The sequence below is a fragment of the Natronocalculus amylovorans genome, assembly GCF_023638035.1.
In the GTDB taxonomy this organism is placed as follows: Archaea; Halobacteriota; Halobacteria; order Halobacteriales; family Haloferacaceae; genus Natronocalculus; species Natronocalculus amylovorans.
The window spans coordinates 75,515-90,555 of the sequence record NZ_JAKRVX010000001.1; the positions used below are offsets into that span (position 1 = coordinate 75,515).

Annotated in this window: 18 protein-coding genes; 5 read left to right on the top strand and 13 right to left on the bottom strand. The window is 50.2% G+C overall.

Annotated features, from left to right (window positions below; translation table 11 throughout):
• Positions 1-47: 47 nt before the first annotated feature.
• From ctaD to AArcSt2_RS00460, 10 genes are all read right to left on the bottom strand, one after another.
• A complete protein-coding gene (ctaD, locus tag AArcSt2_RS00415) occupies positions 48-1,808 on the bottom strand; it encodes a cytochrome c oxidase subunit I (RefSeq protein ID WP_174654565.1) in 1,761 nt (586 codons plus the stop codon).
• A 200-nt stretch (positions 1,809-2,008) separates the two neighbouring features.
• The gene (locus AArcSt2_RS00420; protein WP_174653052.1) at positions 2,009-2,365 is read right to left on the bottom strand and encodes a DUF6684 family protein; all 357 of its coding nucleotides are present in this window, start codon (positions 2,363-2,365) and stop codon (positions 2,009-2,011) included.
• A gap of 45 nt (positions 2,366-2,410) precedes the next feature.
• The gene (locus AArcSt2_RS00425; RefSeq protein ID WP_250582185.1) at positions 2,411-2,788 is read right to left on the bottom strand and encodes a DUF7541 family protein; all 378 of its coding nucleotides are present in this window, start codon (positions 2,786-2,788) and stop codon (positions 2,411-2,413) included.
• 76 nt (positions 2,789-2,864) lie between these two features.
• Positions 2,865-3,137 carry a DUF7314 family protein gene (locus AArcSt2_RS00430; protein ID WP_174653050.1) on the bottom strand — a complete coding sequence of 91 codons (273 nt, stop codon included), beginning with the start codon at positions 3,135-3,137 and terminating at the stop codon, positions 2,865-2,867.
• Positions 3,130-3,498, bottom strand: coding sequence for a DUF7315 family membrane protein (locus AArcSt2_RS00435; protein ID WP_250582187.1), 369 nt, complete (start codon positions 3,496-3,498; stop codon positions 3,130-3,132). Before AArcSt2_RS00435 ends, AArcSt2_RS00430 begins: the two co-directional genes overlap by 8 nt.
• Positions 3,499-3,602: 104 nt before the next feature.
• Positions 3,603-4,376: a cytochrome b family protein gene (locus AArcSt2_RS00440; RefSeq protein WP_250582189.1), complete on the bottom strand. Its 774-nt coding sequence runs from the start codon at positions 4,374-4,376 to the stop codon at positions 3,603-3,605.
• Positions 4,377-4,380: 4 nt separating this feature from the next.
• On the bottom strand, positions 4,381-5,175 hold the full coding sequence (locus tag AArcSt2_RS00445; protein ID WP_174653047.1) for a cytochrome b: 795 nt from the start codon (positions 5,173-5,175) through the stop codon (positions 4,381-4,383).
• 6 nt (positions 5,176-5,181) lie between these two features.
• On the bottom strand, positions 5,182-5,571 hold the full coding sequence (locus AArcSt2_RS00450) for a DUF7318 family protein (protein WP_174653046.1): 390 nt from the start codon (positions 5,569-5,571) through the stop codon (positions 5,182-5,184).
• Positions 5,571-6,197: a halocyanin domain-containing protein gene (locus AArcSt2_RS00455; protein WP_174653045.1), complete on the bottom strand. Its 627-nt coding sequence runs from the start codon at positions 6,195-6,197 to the stop codon at positions 5,571-5,573. The genes AArcSt2_RS00450 and AArcSt2_RS00455 overlap by 1 nt, the downstream gene beginning before the upstream one ends.
• Positions 6,198-6,296: 99 nt before the next feature.
• Complete coding sequence (locus tag AArcSt2_RS00460) at positions 6,297-7,103, bottom strand: DUF7319 domain-containing protein (protein ID WP_174653044.1); 807 nt, start codon at positions 7,101-7,103, stop codon at positions 6,297-6,299.
• 89 nt (positions 7,104-7,192) lie between these two features.
• On the opposite strand from AArcSt2_RS00460, the gene AArcSt2_RS00465 reads away from it, so the two are divergent.
• Positions 7,193-7,672, top strand: coding sequence for a DUF7321 family protein (locus tag AArcSt2_RS00465; RefSeq protein ID WP_174653043.1), 480 nt, complete (start codon positions 7,193-7,195; stop codon positions 7,670-7,672).
• On the opposite strand, the gene nth is transcribed toward AArcSt2_RS00465, so the two are convergent.
• Positions 7,673-8,356 carry an endonuclease III gene (nth, locus tag AArcSt2_RS00470; RefSeq protein WP_250582191.1) on the bottom strand — a complete coding sequence of 228 codons (684 nt, stop codon included), beginning with the start codon at positions 8,354-8,356 and terminating at the stop codon, positions 7,673-7,675.
• A gap of 270 nt (positions 8,357-8,626) precedes the next feature.
• Positions 8,627-9,841 carry a proteasome-activating nucleotidase Pan1 gene (gene pan1 / locus AArcSt2_RS00475; RefSeq protein WP_250582193.1) on the bottom strand — a complete coding sequence of 405 codons (1,215 nt, stop codon included), beginning with the start codon at positions 9,839-9,841 and terminating at the stop codon, positions 8,627-8,629.
• Positions 9,842-9,979: 138 nt separating this feature from the next.
• On the opposite strand from pan1, the gene AArcSt2_RS00480 reads away from it, so the two are divergent.
• The 4 genes from AArcSt2_RS00480 to rad50 all read left to right on the top strand — a co-directional run bounded on the left by AArcSt2_RS00480 (position 9,980) and on the right by rad50 (position 14,580).
• The gene (locus AArcSt2_RS00480) at positions 9,980-10,240 is read left to right on the top strand and encodes a MarR family transcriptional regulator (protein ID WP_174653040.1); all 261 of its coding nucleotides are present in this window, start codon (positions 9,980-9,982) and stop codon (positions 10,238-10,240) included.
• A gap of 70 nt (positions 10,241-10,310) precedes the next feature.
• Positions 10,311-10,565, top strand: a complete 255-nt coding sequence (locus AArcSt2_RS00485) for a hypothetical protein (RefSeq protein WP_250582195.1) — start codon at positions 10,311-10,313, stop codon at positions 10,563-10,565.
• A 59-nt stretch (positions 10,566-10,624) separates the two neighbouring features.
• Positions 10,625-11,896 (top strand): DNA double-strand break repair protein Mre11, encoded by a 1,272-nt coding sequence (gene mre11, locus AArcSt2_RS00490; RefSeq protein ID WP_302927989.1) that lies wholly within the window; start codon positions 10,625-10,627, stop codon positions 11,894-11,896.
• A complete protein-coding gene (rad50, locus tag AArcSt2_RS00495) occupies positions 11,893-14,580 on the top strand; it encodes a DNA double-strand break repair ATPase Rad50 (RefSeq protein WP_250582197.1) in 2,688 nt (895 codons plus the stop codon). Before mre11 ends, rad50 begins: the two co-directional genes overlap by 4 nt.
• Here rad50 and AArcSt2_RS00500 read toward each other — a convergent pair.
• Complete coding sequence (locus AArcSt2_RS00500; protein ID WP_250582200.1) at positions 14,577-15,029, bottom strand: DUF7346 family protein; 453 nt, start codon at positions 15,027-15,029, stop codon at positions 14,577-14,579. The genes rad50 and AArcSt2_RS00500 overlap by 4 nt on opposite strands.
• Positions 15,030-15,041 lie beyond the last annotated feature (12 nt).

Below are 15,041 nucleotides of genomic sequence, written 5' to 3' on the forward strand. Positions count from 1 at the left end.
CAATTGAAAATTAGGTCTATCTCACAGACAATAGACGCAGTTACGTGTTAGTTGTTTTCTGACTTGTCGATCGGCTCGCCGCCGTCAGTCACTGCGTTTTGCTCTTCCTCGCCACCATCTGTGATCGCTGTTTCGATCTTCCGATCGAACCACTGCCACTCAACAGTGTGAACGCCGTCGCGTTTGAGGTCCCATGGGTCTCCAGATTCAACGCGCTTGCCGGCATACCACGAGTTGACCAAGTTCCAGACAAAGATGATCTGTCCGACGAAGAGGATCATCGCACCAACAGTGGCGATAACATTGAGGCTGGTGAACTGCGGAAGGTAGGTTGCGTACCGCCGTGGCATACCACCGTATCCGAGCAGGATCATTGCAAAGAACGTGATGTTCGTTCCAATAAACGATAGCCAGAAGTGCGCTTTACCAAGCGTTGCTTGGTACATTCGCCCGGTAACGAGTGGGAACCAGTAGTAGATTCCAGCAAAGCCAGCGAACGCAATTGCACCCATCACGATGTAGTGGAAGTGCCCAACAACGTAGTAGGTGTCGTGAAGCACAAGATCAACAGGGATCGACGCAAGGAAGACACCGGTCACACCACCAATAATGAAGTTCGAGACAAATCCGATACAGAACAGCATTGGTGTAGTGAGTCGAATTCGGCCGTTCCAAAGCGTCGTAATCCAATTAAACGTCTTCACAGCCGATGGGATTGCGATCGCCATTGAGACTGCCATGAAGGATGCTCGAAGACGTGGGTCCATCCCAGTCGCGAACATGTGGTGTGCCCAAACACCAAACGAAAGGACACCAATCGCGAGCGTGGAGTACACAACAAATTTGAAACCGAACAGTTTGCGCCCTGCAAATCGCGGGAGGACATAGCTGACAATACCCATCATCGGCAATACGAGAATGTACACTTCTGGATGGCCGAAGAACCAAAACAGGTGCTGCCAGAGCAAATTCCCACCGTCTGCAAGGAAGAACGATGTTCCAAAGTTTCGATCGGCGAGCAGCATCAGTAGTGCACTACCAAGGAGTGGGAATGCGAACAGAATCAGGCCCGATTGTGTGAGAATCGTCCATGAGAAGATGTCGAGGTTTGCCCATGTAACGTTCTCATCACGCTGGGTGAAGATTGTCGCGATAAAATTGATTGCACCCATGGTTGCTGCAACACCCGAGAGGTGAAGCCCAAGAAGCATGAGATCGATACCGGCACCACCTGCTGGATCCAAGCTTCCACCAGCGGAACCAGTTGAAAGTGGCGTATATAGAGTCCATGCGGTCTGTGGCGCTTCAAACCCAAGACCGAGTGGGCCAGCGAAGAACCCTGCCCAAATCATTAGTGCAGACGGTGGAAGCAACCAGAATGCAATGGCATTGATCCGTGGGAATGCCATGTCGTCCGCTCCGATGATGAGCGGTATGAGGTAGTTAGAGAATGCAGCGATAATTGGTGTTCCGAAAAGGAACAACATCGTGATTCCATGGCTCGTCATCAATGAGTTATACAACGCAGGTCCTACGAGCGTTGTACTTGGCGTTGCAAGTTCGACACGCATTAAAACGACCATCAAGCCACCAACTGCAAATGCGGTAAGGCCATAGATGCCGTACAAAATACCGATATCTTTGTGATCAACTGTTGTCAGCCAGCGAATGAGCCCGGCCGGCTTTTCTTGTTCGATATATTCGGATCGTTCTCCTTGACTAACCACGCCTCCAGCAGTCGAAGAGTAGGACCGCCAATCCTCGATGCGGGTCAGCCACGCAGCCACGGCCACGAGGAGAACCCCCATGAAAACCGTTAGTGCGATCTGGGCGTTAATCTCCATGAATACCTCTCAGGGATACTCCCTAAAGAACGCTTGCATGTCCGTCGTGGAAGTATTATAAATCACCACCGTTGATAGATAAATTCCATACAGTATTTGATTGGAATTTAAACGTCAAAATCAAGTGTTTGCTGGTGTAATTTAAGTAATCGAATCCCGCGCAATCAGTGTTCTTCGTTTTCGGGATCAGTCTTCGATTCGTGTTCGTCTGTCTCTTCGCTGTTTTCACCGTGTCCGTGAGGATCAATTGGCTCCGCACCATCGAGAAATGCTTGCCCTTGTGAGTAGACTTCGGCCTTCTTTTCATCACCGGCGATCGCCTTTCCGGAAATGTATGTGAGAATACCGAGACTAATCACCATTGAAAACATGATGAGGTACATTGGGAGCGATGCTCGCAGGTCAAATCCCCACGGATCGGCGAATACAAAGATGCCAATAAATACGGCCAAGATCCCAAGCGGGACAAAATTAACCGTTAGGTCAAGTATGGTATCTTTGTCGAAGATTTTCGTTGCCATATACTTCGCTTACGAGTCGAGCACAAATAGATTATTGGTTCGTCGCTACACCGATGCCTGTTGCTTTGGAACAAATAATTTACCTGCAACAAGCCCTGCACTCATGATTATTGCCGATGCAAATACAGCGTACGCGCGCGTGACTAATCCAATCTCTGTATATCCATCTGCGACCAGCAACGCAGCACCGAAGGCAACCAGAATGGCGATCATCGTGAGAACTGGTCCCCACAGTGTCTTCGCATAGTTCGATTCAAGTAGGATTCCTGCGATACAGCCACAGAAGAGCAGTAGCCCCCCAACCGCAAGTGGAAAAATGTCGAACACAAGTCCGATCTCAGAGACTGGCAGTCCGAGTGCAATAAAGATCGGCCACGGGCTTGCTTTCCGGTACTGGTCGCTCAGTCCGGGGTTCTCATCCATACACAATATAGGGAATGGTTGATACAAAGCCCTTCGGAAGCAAGGTCTACAAATAGCTGCTCAACAATCAGTCTGTTTAGTTGGCGTTTCGACGCTCTTCGACGCTCGTTGCAATTTCTCGTCCAAGCGGAATAAGTACCCAAAATGCGAGCATCCCGAGAATGGTTGTCCACAGGAATACATCAATGAGGAAGATACCCATTGCGTCAAATAGCGTTTCAGGCTCTGGTGGGGGCGCGATCAGCTGGACATCGTAGAACGACGGCGTTTGATACCATGCAGCGAGCGTAATCCACGCGAGGCCGGCCGTTGACATAATTCCGAACCCTTTGATGAACTCATCAGCCATTAGTAGACTCTTCGTCGGAGTCCTCTTGAGACTTTCCCATCCCTTCTGTGCGGAACCGGGTTCCGAGGACAAATACACCTGTCCCAAGCGCAATGATGATTATTCCAATCGTTGCGAGGATTCCACTTAACACATCTTGCGAAAGTGGGAAGCCGATCGATGCAAAGAACAGCTCTAATATTGCTCTGAAGATACTGACTTGCAGTGTTGCCGCATCAAGGAAAAAGAACCCAGCAACAATAGAAAAGGCCGCAATCATCGTCGAAAAGACGGTGATTGTTTTGTACAACCGCATTGGGACCACAATATCTCTCCGTCCACGCCCGGTTGATTTGGGTTTCTCCGTATCAGCACCACTCATACCCCAACATTCGTGCCGTGGCTATATTTATCCAACGAGATATCTTGTGTGATCGTACGGGTTAAAAAAAGGCTGCTAATTCAACAATACTAACTGCCCCGGCGTTACTTTGGTGGGCGGAGCCGGTAGTATCGGCGGTTGAGATCGTAGGTGTATCCTTCGCGCATTGTTTTCAGCGCTGCATACGTGATGAACCCGCTCACAAGTGGAAGGACGAACACCAGATTCAACAGGAGGTCCAAGGGCATTGGGATCAAATTCTGAATTGCGAGTGCTGCGATCGTTAGCGAGAACACAACACCTGCGACACCAACTGCAGCCCAGAATGGCTGTTCAACTGGTCGGCGAGCGCTTCCCTTGTTAAGGAACGGGACAACTGCAACGATGCCGACGACGACAACGTTTGCGAGTACGCCGTACAGCTCATCCGACATGATCTTCTCGCCACCAAGCACAGCTAGCTCTGGGTTGACTGGGTCCAAGTGGAGCAGCCCGAATGACCAGTACAGATACCAGTCAGGAAGGATAATCTCCGGCGTCTGACTTGGGTTGGCTGCGTCACCAAGGTGTGGTGGGAGTGCCGCAGAGACGAGCAATATAATTCCACTGAAGAACATGGCGATCGCAAGGTTCCGAATGACTTCGTGTGGCCATGTTGGGAATCCAAGCACGTCACGTTCGACATAGTCGGATTCTGTGCGTAGGTCTTGGTCTTCACGGCGGGCACGCTCGAAGTACTCGTACGTGACTCGTGACAAGCCCGTCTTTCGTGCTTTTCGCTCCGACCATGTCGGTGTTTCATCGTCAGGTGCGACGATGCCCGTGCCGTCGGTTCGAATTTCGTTTGCGTTTGAATTGTCTGATTCGTTATCGCTCATAGTATCAGTGTGGCTCCGCGATTCCCTGCATCCAGACAATACCAACGTGGAGTGCAATCAGTGCAGTCACCACAAATGGTAAGATGAACACGTGCAGGATGTACATTCTCACAATCGTTGCCTCTCCTAATGTGAACCCACCGAAGAGTAGCTGTGCACCCCATTCACCGACAATTGGAACTGCAAGCGACATCTCGACGCCGATCTGAGCGGCCCAGAATGCAAGCTGGTTCCATGGGAGCAGATAGCCAGTGTATCCGAAGACCAGTGTAAGACTGATCAAAATAATTCCAAGGATCCAGTTGAGTTCACGCGGCTCTTTGTACGATCCAGTGAAGTACACACGGACCATGTGCAAGAAGACCGCAGCGGTCATGAACTGCGCAGACCATCGGTGGAGGCTCCGTAGATACGCTCCGAAGTTGAGGTCCTGTGAGATCGCAATGATGGAATTATACGCCGCACTTGGGTCACCCTCTGTCGATGGGGAATAGTAGAATCCAAGTAGTGCGCCACTGACTGCCGCAATGATGTATGCGAGGATCGAAAAGAATCCAAGCGAATACAGCGGGTACCAGTACCAGAATTTGTTATCAAGATTGTACTGTTCTGTGTGGCTCTTCGGCATCTGGAGATTGATTCGATAGTACATTGTCTCCAGAATCTCGAGGTAGTCAACAATCCGTAGACGACGATCAAGATAGATAAGCGTCGTGAGGAATGTTGTCTCGATCAGCGTTAAATCGCGCTCTTTGAGCCACGCGTTATGATCGAAGTCGTCTTTTTTTTCTAAACTCATCGTAGGTCACCGTTTGTAGTATGGATAGATCGCTCGCTTGACCGTATCCCATGCCTGATCCGCACCAACTTGGGCACCATCAACTTGGTCTTCCTCAATGTAGATGTCTTCCCACTTGCGTCGGCGCTTCTTCACAATCATCACATCTGGAAGGAACTCCTTGCGGTAGAGTGCAAGAATGAACCCAAGATCAATGAATATGATCGCAAGAACTCCACCAAGGAATTGATTACCGAACTCTGTGAGCCCCCATCCTTCCATAAAGCCATAAATGAAAATAAAGACAAAAATGACCTCAATGATTGTCAAGAGGACGATCGCAATTGCTGCTGCAGTATCTTCACGTGCAGGCTCATATCGATGGATGTCACCGTATGTACTTCCTGAAGAAGACATTACTGTCCCCTCCCAGTGTTCGGCGATTCACCATATTTGAGCACGTAGAAGGTGAACACGAGGCTCATTCCAATTGCAAGGAAGGTAATAATCCCAAGGAAGTGCTTCTGGAGCGGAACACCAATATCAGCCATATTCTCTGGCCATGCACCACCGCCTGCTGTTACTTCTACAGTATCGACATCGCCAACAGCGACGGCACCAACCATTCCAAGGTTTTCGTGTGGCGTGCAAACATATTCTGTGATACCTTCTTCTTCGAATGTGTGCTCGTATGTTTCACCCTCTGCTTCAAGCAACTCGCTGTCGAGGTCAGCAGGGCCACTTCGTGCAACAACGTTGTGCTCGCCTCCTTGTCCTGTCCACTCAAAGACCACTGTGGTACCAGGATCGATCCAAAGACCAGCTGGGCTATATGCAAGGTTGCCATCGTTCCCAGATGCGCCAACTTCCACAGTCACTTCATCCTGTCCACGGGCGTCCTCATAGCCACCGTCAATGCCGTCAAGGAAGCCGCCCCAGTCGGGCTCTTCTTCCTGAGCGGCAGCCGTGCCACTTCCTGCGGCAACGGCCGTTGCGGCGGCGGCAGACCCACCGGCTGTACGCATAAACTCCCGCCGTTTCATACAGCTAATGGTCAGAATGGGACGTTCTTAAACCCACCGACTATCACCGACCGAATACGCGCGAGTAAGGCCATTCAGTCACGCGATATCGACGCATTGCTACTCGTTGGTTTTCTCCTGCTCAGTTGGGGTTTCAATCGGAAGATTTTCGGGACGCTCACCACCTTCGATCTGGACTGCGCGAAGTCGATTCCGATACTGTTCGGAACGGAACCGATCGGAGAGGCGTGCATTTGCGACAACAGTGAATAAAAACAAAGCGATAACAACGAATATCGCACCAACAATTGGTGCAACAATATTATCTCGTGCAATAAATCCAGGGAGGAGCCAAACCGCCAATAACCCAACTCCCGCAAAGAGCTGTCCAAAAGCGATGATCTGCAACATAAGATTTCCAAGCTCACCACTTTGTTCAGCTACATCATCCGGTGATGGAAGCTCGTAATCTTCAGGTGGAACCTGTGGCGTGTAATCATCCATCGAACAGAGCGCCACTGTTGGTTTAACATCCCGCAGTATCGTTCCACGCCCCTCCACACTTCCATCAGGATACACTGTTGCGTAGCCTTCATCCGAATAGGCGACGATCGTCTCTTCGCCATCTTGAACAACACGTTCAAGCACAGCGAATACATCTCGGGTTGCGATACGGGATTTGAGGTCCATCTCTACTCGATCAAGCAGTTCAGCGCCTGTAACCCAGGAGTCCGCATCGAAGACTGCATCCCACTCTTCTGGGGTCATTTCGGCCATGTCTGCGGGCCGAAAGTCATCGAAGTCGTACTTCTCTTCGACCGCTTGTCGAAGCGCCTCAAGCTCTTCATCGCTCGATTGCGAATCATCAGCATCTACTGGTGGGTCGAGCGTCTCTTCCGTTGACTGCTCGTCAGAGGCGTTACTCATTGGTGAGTATACGTACTCAAGCGTCCTTAGCATGACGGTATCGCAGTGATTCGGACCCTTTACCCAAGCGTCGTCCTAAGTAGCATCTAATGCTTGACGATGCGACGACTGCAACCATCGTAGCAATCATGGTTACACTGAGCCTCCCATTCTATCTCAAGGGTGCGTGGATCATGATTGATGCAGAAACGGTTACGTGGGCGATCCTTATCCACCATCTGAAATACATTGTTGTCGGACTGACGCTGACGACAGTTCCGATGGTCACATGGATGATCCCGCGGCTTGTGGACCAGTTGAGCGGGATTACTGGTCTCCACGCAGTGCTTGGTCTTCAGGCGTATGCGTTGTTGTTGTTTGCACTCACTGGAATTGTTCGAATCTTCCAAGCAAAGCGAGAAGCAGACCTCTACCATAATCCGGACCCACATGTCGATATCGACGAACTACATGAAAACATGGGTCACTGGCGAATGCGGCTCCGTGTTGGTGTCTTCGGCTACGTGTTCTTCTGGTTTGCTGCGTGGCTTACCGGCCTTTATCGGTACGTAATCGGGTACGTGCTCTAGTTACCACGTGTCACCGCTTGCAAGGTCAACATCATGATCACTCTTTGAAGATGGACAGATGTCTTCGAGCCTACAGCTCTTGCAATCCGGATTAAGCGCGGTGCATGTTGCTCGCCCGTGACTAATCATCAGATGTGTAAACCACTGCCAGTCCTCTTCAGGGACGATCGGCATCAGATCCTGTTCAATCTGTTCTGGGTACTGTTCCTCGGTGATCCCTAATCGTCGCGAGATTCGTTGGACATGTGTATCGACAACGATCCCTTCAACGATTTGATGGCCGTGTTGAAGCACGACATTTGCGGTCTTGCGGCCGACGCCTGCAAGATCGGTGAGTTCGTTCATTGTGTCTGGAACATTTCCGTCGTGCTTCTCAATGATGTCAGTACAGGCAGATCGGATATATTTGGCTTTGTTATTGTAGTAGGTGATCGAAGAGATGGCATCCGCAAGCTCGTCTTGCTCGGCGTTTGCGAACTCATCCGCACTCTGATACTGTTTGAACAGTTCTTTTGTGACCTTGTTCACTCGCTCGTCAGTACACTGTGCAGAGAGCATGACAGCGATAAGCAGTTCCAGACGATTTGAAAACCGAAGCGAGATTGTGGTGTCAGGATATGCATCATACAGTCGATCGATCACTTCAAGCGTCTGATCGTGTCTATCAGAAATCGGTGTGCCCATGCTGTGGTGTTTGTGTCTGATAGATTGAATCGTTCGATAGACGTTTCGATCGGAGCCAATCGAGAGCAAAAGCTATGTACGAACCACAATGCTGTATTAGACAGATGCGTCCATTAACATATGAACACGGGTCGTGGTATACGATCGGAGCCGTTAGCATCGGATATCTACTATTGCTTACAATAATCTTTGTGGCGCTTTTTATACTGCCGTATCTACTGTTTACAGCGTTATAACATAAACCGGAAGCCACCGGTCAAAAAGGGCGTTTCAGGCGAACGCGAGCGAGTCGCCGGTGTCGTCGTCTTCGATGTTAATTTTCTCCCACGCGTCAATGAAGTCACCCATGTAGATCTCTGTGCGATCGTCACGGATAGCGAACATTCCTGCTTCAGTACAGATCGCTTTAATATCCGCACCGGAGGCGTCAGTTGCGAGCTCTGCAAGCTCTTCGAAATTCACGTCGTCTGCAACGTTCATGTTGCGGGTGTGAATCTGGAAGATCAGTTCGCGGCCCGTTGCGTTCGGTTTTGGAACCTCAATGAGTCGATCGAAACGTCCCGGACGGAGAATTGCGGGATCGAGCATATCGAAGCGGTTCGTTGCAGCGATAATTCGGATTTCGCCGCGCTCATCGAACCCGTCCATCTCCGAAAGCAACTGCATCATCGTCCGCTGAACCTCTGCATCGCCAGAGGTTTTTGAGTCAGTTCGTTTGGATGCGATCGCATCGATCTCATCAATGAATATTACAGCCGGCTCGTTATCTCGTGCAACCTCGAACAGGTCACGAACGAGTTTTGCACCCTCACCAATGAATTTGTGAACCAGCTCTGAGCCAGCCATTTTTATAAAGGATGCATCTGTCTGATTTGCAACTGCTTTTGCAAGCATTGTTTTCCCGGTTCCCGGCGGCCCGTACAGAAGAACACCAGATGGTGGCTGAATACCCACCTCTTCAAACATCTCAGGGTGTTTCAGTGGCATCTCAACAGTTTCGCGAACTTCCGTCATCTGCTCATCAAGTCCACCAATGTCCTCGTATGTGACATCCGGTGAATGCTCAACTTGCATCACGCGAGCGCGCACGTCAGTCTCATTATCAAGCCGCTTTACAATAGAGAGTGAGTTGTTAACCGCGACACGCGCATCCGGTTCTAATTCGTCACGCATCTCTGCGGTCACTTCCGTGAGCGCTTCCTGATTGTTCCCATGCTGTTTGATAATCACACCGTCGCTGTTGAGCTCTTGGACGGTTGCGACGAACAGTGGGGACTGCTTGAGCTTTTTATTCTCGTGTGTGAGGCGTTCGAGTTTCTGTTGGTATTTATTGTTCTCGGCGTTCGCATCAAGGAGTTTGTCGCGCATCTCCTCGTTTTGCGACTCAAGAACCTCGAGACGATCTTCGAGTGTCTCGATCTTCTCCTGATGGGACGTCGACTCCTCGTCGTATGGGAGATCAACATCGTCCACAGTGTCGGTCATCGACGGGTATAGGACGGAGACGAATAAGAGGCTTCGGGTCACGGACCTTATTATGAGTTACCAAGCGGCATTATGCCCTATAGTAATTAATAGAGATAAGAAGTATTATTACTGAGTATCCCACATGTGCAAATGAGAATGAGCGTATCAGAAGCAGTTGCGACGGAAGACACAGGCGATCGCTGGGAAGCAGTGCGTGACCTCCCACCGAGTGCAAAACTGGTTGCAAAAGTGCTAGATTATAACGAAACCCTTACACAGAGCCAACTGGCTGAAGAAACGCTACTTCCGCCGCGCACTGTCAGATACGCACTAAGCAGACTCGAGGAAGAAGATGTCGTTGAATCGCGGTTTTCATTTTCGGACGCTCGAAAACGGCTCTACACACTCAGCATCTAACCACTCAGTACAACGTTACCCGTTCTCTCCACCCGGCGCTTTTTTTATTATTGCATTCACAGAACCCATAATGTATCAACTGGTTGTTGACGTCATCAAACGGGCGCAAAAAGCAACAACGATTGAATGTCCTCCGTATGAGGCTATTATCACTGAAGCAGTCCGTCTTGCAGAGCAGACAGACACACCCATCGACGAGACATTCCTTTCTCGACTGGAGCGTGCAGTAGACTCCGCGACGGCAGACGAGCGAACACAGCTTGCGGCAGATGGACGGCAGGCCCATGAGCAATTAGCAGGGCGAATACCAGCTGACGAATCCTAACTCCACTTTCGCTCCAGTCACGGAACGTCTTTACTCATGGATAGATAACACCCGAATAGATGACACGGGTGATCCACACCGGCGACACCCACATTGGGTATCGACAGTACCACTCGCCGGAACGACGAGCGGACTTTCTCTCTGCATTTGAGGCCGTAATTTCTGCTGCGATCGAAGACGACGTTGATGCAGTTATCCATGCAGGAGACTTATTCCATGATCGACGACCAGATCTTCAAGACCTGCTTGGCACACTCAGCGTCCTTCGAAGGCTCAATGATGCAGCGATCCCATTTCTTGCTGTCGTTGGTAACCACGAATCAACGCGAAGCGGACAATGGCTCGACCTTTTTGAGCGACTGGGGCTTGCGACACGGCTTGGGTCAACACCGGTTCAAGTGAATGACGTTGCATTCTACGGGCTAGATCACGTTCCACCATCTCGCCGAGATGACCTAACGTACCAGTTTGATCGCTGCGAAGCGACACACAATATTCTTGTGAGCCACGGGCTGTTTACTCCGTTTGCATATGCTGACTGGGAGACAGAGCATGTCCTCGAAGCAGCCACTGTTGAGTTCGATGCAGTGTTACTTGGTGATAATCACGCACCAGGGGTTGAGCAAGTAGACGATACCTGGGTAACATACTGTGGTTCGACAGAGCGTGCGAGCGCAAGCGAAGAAGCCCCTCGTGGATACAACATTATTTCGGTAACTGATGGCGTCGATATCCGAAGACGGACGCTTGACACACGCACATTTGTGTTCGTTGACGTTCAATTGGGTGAAAACGAGGGCATCGATCGTGTTCGAGAGCAGGTTAGTCAGCATGAGCTTACAGATGCGGTTGTGATTGTCCGTATAGATGGGTCGGGTGAGCCTATCGCACCAGCAGATGTAGAGTCGCATGCGGTGGAGCATGGCGCACTTATCGCTCGTGTCACTGATAACAGAGACCGAGCAGCGGACGCGGGACGAGAAATCGGTGTTGAATTTGCAGATCCTGATGCCGCTGTTGATACACGCATCGGTGAACTTGGGCTTTCGGAGGCGGCCCAAGATATTGACGAAGCGGTTCGCGCGTCAAAAGTTGCCGATTCGAACGTTCGATCGCTCGTTAAAGAGCAGATTACCGATCGGCTTGACGATGGGCTTTCAGCCTTCATGGGCGTCAGTGAGTCGGATCCAAACCGCTCAGACACGGTAGACGCGTCAGGAGAACAACCTGAGCAAGAAAACAAAGGGAGCGTGAAATTGAATGGGAACGTGGAAAAAACAGAACAAAAGCAAGACGTTGATGGGCAGGCCTCGATGGAGGAGTACCGATGAGGGTAACTAAACTCTCACTGACGAATTTTAAGCCATATGCGACAGCAGAGATCGATCTTCGTGATGGAGTAACTGTTATTCACGGAGTGAACGGAAGCGGTAAGTCGTCGCTACTTGAAGCGGTATTTTTTGCACTGTATGGATCAAAAGCGCTCGAAGGAACGCTTGACGATGTTGTGACGAATGGCACAGAGGCATGTGAGATCGACCTCATATTCACACATCAAGGTGAGACGTATGAACTCATTCGTGAGCTAAAACGATCGGGCGAACGTGTTTCAACGCGTAAATGCGTACTTACTGGACCGGATGTGACGATCGAGGGTGCACGTGATGTTCGGACATTTGTTACCGAACTCTTGCGGATGGACGCAGAAGCATTCATTAATTGTGCGTATGTGCAGCAAGGTGATGTTAACAAGCTAATCAACGCAACGCCGAAACAGCGTCAGGATATGATCGATGACCTGCTCCAATTAGGGGTTCTTGAGGAGTATCGAACGCGTGCAGGACAGGCACGGCTTGGCGTTGAGGACGTCCTTGGAAACACAGAGGGCGCACTCCAAAATATTAGGAACCAGATCAAAACAAAAGAGGACACAGAACCGTACGCGCGGCTCAATAACGTTGAAAACGAGTTATCAGACGTTACGACACGTATCGAAAACTATGAAGGAGAAAAACAGAAGGCCGAAAAAGCCCGCGATGCTGCCGAATCTACTCTTTCGGAATACGAAGAAAAGCAACAACGAGTTGCCTCGTTGACTGAATCAATCGACGGCATCCAGAACCAGATTGAATCAACTGCAGCCGAACGGTCGACACTCAAAGAACAAAGTACGGAGCACAGAGCACAGATCCAACAGCTGTCAGCACAAGCAGACCGCCTCCGTGAATCACTCTCAAAAGAAGTTCCAACAGCGAATATCATTGAAGAGTACGAACAGCAACTCACCGAAAACTTGGATGAAATTCGTGAAAAGCGCGAAGAGTTGCGTATCAAACAGTCTGCGTACAAAAACCAAGCAAATGCGCTCTCGGAAAAAGCGACACACCTCTCAGAGCGTGCAGAGACAACAGAAACAGAGGTAGAAACGCTCCAAGAAGAGATTCAGTCGGTGACCGACCAGATCAAGGAACAAAAAGAGCGGCTAGAGACGCTCAAAACAGAGCGCCAATCACTCAGCAGTCGTTTTGATGCTGCACCGATCGACTCTGGTTCTGCGTCGTCGTATGTGAAAGAGATACAGACCCAGAAAGAAGAACAAACGACTCGGAAAGCGGAGCTCTCGGCAACGATTGAGTCGCTCACCGACGCAATTGAAGAGACAGAACATCTGCTTGCGGAGGGAAAATGTCCTGAATGTGGTCAGCCAGTCGATGGCTCACCACATGTGCATGACTTGTCTGATGATCGTGAAAGGCTATCAGAATATCAGAGGAAAAAAGCAGCGATCGAAGAGAAGGTTTCGTCGCTAACAACGGAGCTGGCTGAAGCGCAGAAGCTCGTCGAAACCGAATCCCGTATTGACGAGATTGAGACCACCATAACACTGCTTACAGAACGGATTGATGAGTTAGCCGAGCGCAGATCACAGAAGGAACACCAACTCAACACAAAACAAGACGCGATCGCAGAGTATCGTTCACAAGCGGAATCAGTCTCTGCAGATGCACAAACAAAACAGGATCAACATGCGGAGGTTACGGCGGAAATTTCTGCGTTCACTGACGAGCTATCTGAGATCGAATCTGAACGTGACCAACTAACAGAACTCAGTGAAATTACGGAGCGTCAAACTGAACTCGAAGAGAGAATTGAACGACTGACTGAGAAGCGTTCTGAGCTACAATCACGAAACGATGAGCGGCGAGAATGGCTCAAGCAGCAACGCGATGAGCGGGAGTCGCTCAAAGAGGCCGTTGATGAACGTGCAATTGAATCCGCAAAAGAACAAAAGTCGAATGCAGAGCAGTATCTCGAACAAGTTACCGAGATGCTCACGCAACTCACAACAAAGCGCGACCGACTCACGAGCGAGCGTGGAGAGATTACCGCAGAGATCGAGCAACTTGAATCGCTAAACAAACAACAAACACAGTTACAACAGCGGGTTGATGCACTTAGTGCGCTCCGATCGGAGACTTCGGACCTTGAATCGATGTACGGGGAGATTCGGGCAACACTCCGTCAACAGAACGTCGAAACGCTCGAACGGATGGTGAACGAGATGTTCGATCTGATCTACGCGAATGATGCATACTCACATATTGAATTAGACGGGGAGTACGAACTGTCCGTGTTCCAAAAAGATGGGGAGCGATTAGACCCCGAACAGCTCTCCGGTGGCGAACGTGCGCTGTTCAACCTGAGTCTCCGGTGTGCAATCTACCGATTGCTTGCAGAAGGGATTGATGGGGCGGCACCGACACCGCCGCTTATACTTGATGAGCCAACTGTTTTCCTTGACACTGGGCACGTCGATCGCCTCGTCCAACTTGTGTCCGAAATGCGTGGATTTGGTGTCGACCAGATTTTGATCGTAAGTCACGATGACAAACTAATCGATGCAGCGGACGATCTCGTAACCGTTGAAAAGAATCCGACCACAAACCGGTCGACAGTCAACCGTGCAGACAAACCAGCACTATCAGCATTGCAAGTACAAGTTGGAGACGACTAATCGGAGTGATATTCGTCACCACGCGCTGTCGATCGAAGCATTGAGATACCGTCACTAGCGATATCTGTGGCGGCATACCCACGTGTATCGAGTACCGCTTCTTCTGTCACTAATCCTGCCGCACGAAACTCGGAAAGTAAACCGTGAAGATCGCTCTCACAAAAGTCATACGAATTCAATAAATCAATTACTGAAATCGGTCCACGATCGACAAGTTCGATGAGGAGTCCAAGCGATTGGTCATTATGTGTTGCAGAGAGAATCCGACGAACAGGTGGGGAGACCGTTGAGGCAGCAACAGTGAGCGGAGACGTGTCTGAGACGATTGTGAGCTCGTCAGCTGGCATATACGACTCCGTTTTTGCGTTCGGATCATACACGAGCCACGCGTCGCTTGAAGACTTTCGAAGAATATATTCAGTACCATCAGCATCCCGAACAGTACGCATAGAACGGATTCA

Excerpts from the sequence above, each read along its gene's own strand:
- AArcSt2_RS00445 (WP_174653047.1), bottom strand. The coding sequence starts at position 5,175 with ATGAGTTTAGAAAAAAAAGACGACTTCGATCATAACGCGTGGCTCAAA.
- mre11 (WP_302927989.1), top strand. The coding sequence starts at position 10,625 with ATGACACGGGTGATCCACACCGGCGACACCCACATTGGGTATCGACAG.
- nth (WP_250582191.1), bottom strand. The coding sequence starts at position 8,356 with ATGGGCACACCGATTTCTGATAGACACGATCAGACGCTTGAAGTGATC.
- AArcSt2_RS00425 (WP_250582185.1), bottom strand. The coding sequence starts at position 2,788 with ATGGATGAGAACCCCGGACTGAGCGACCAGTACCGGAAAGCAAGCCCG.
- rad50 (WP_250582197.1), top strand. The coding sequence starts at position 11,893 with ATGAGGGTAACTAAACTCTCACTGACGAATTTTAAGCCATATGCGACA.
- AArcSt2_RS00435 (WP_250582187.1), bottom strand. The coding sequence starts at position 3,498 with ATGAGTGGTGCTGATACGGAGAAACCCAAATCAACCGGGCGTGGACGG.
- AArcSt2_RS00460 (WP_174653044.1), bottom strand. The coding sequence starts at position 7,103 with ATGAGTAACGCCTCTGACGAGCAGTCAACGGAAGAGACGCTCGACCCA.
- AArcSt2_RS00465 (WP_174653043.1), top strand. The coding sequence starts at position 7,193 with ATGCTTGACGATGCGACGACTGCAACCATCGTAGCAATCATGGTTACA.
- AArcSt2_RS00485 (WP_250582195.1), top strand. The coding sequence starts at position 10,311 with ATGTATCAACTGGTTGTTGACGTCATCAAACGGGCGCAAAAAGCAACA.
- AArcSt2_RS00420 (WP_174653052.1), bottom strand. The coding sequence starts at position 2,365 with ATGGCAACGAAAATCTTCGACAAAGATACCATACTTGACCTAACGGTT.
- AArcSt2_RS00455 (WP_174653045.1), bottom strand. The coding sequence starts at position 6,197 with ATGAAACGGCGGGAGTTTATGCGTACAGCCGGTGGGTCTGCCGCCGCC.
- pan1 (WP_250582193.1), bottom strand. The coding sequence starts at position 9,841 with ATGACCGACACTGTGGACGATGTTGATCTCCCATACGACGAGGAGTCG.
- ctaD (WP_174654565.1), bottom strand. The coding sequence starts at position 1,808 with ATGGGGGTTCTCCTCGTGGCCGTGGCTGCGTGGCTGACCCGCATCGAG.
- AArcSt2_RS00440 (WP_250582189.1), bottom strand. The coding sequence starts at position 4,376 with ATGAGCGATAACGAATCAGACAATTCAAACGCAAACGAAATTCGAACC.
- AArcSt2_RS00480 (WP_174653040.1), top strand. The coding sequence starts at position 9,980 with ATGAGCGTATCAGAAGCAGTTGCGACGGAAGACACAGGCGATCGCTGG.
- AArcSt2_RS00450 (WP_174653046.1), bottom strand. The coding sequence starts at position 5,571 with ATGTCTTCTTCAGGAAGTACATACGGTGACATCCATCGATATGAGCCT.
- AArcSt2_RS00500 (WP_250582200.1), bottom strand. The coding sequence starts at position 15,029 with ATGCGTACTGTTCGGGATGCTGATGGTACTGAATATATTCTTCGAAAG.
- AArcSt2_RS00430 (WP_174653050.1), bottom strand. The coding sequence starts at position 3,137 with ATGGCTGATGAGTTCATCAAAGGGTTCGGAATTATGTCAACGGCCGGC.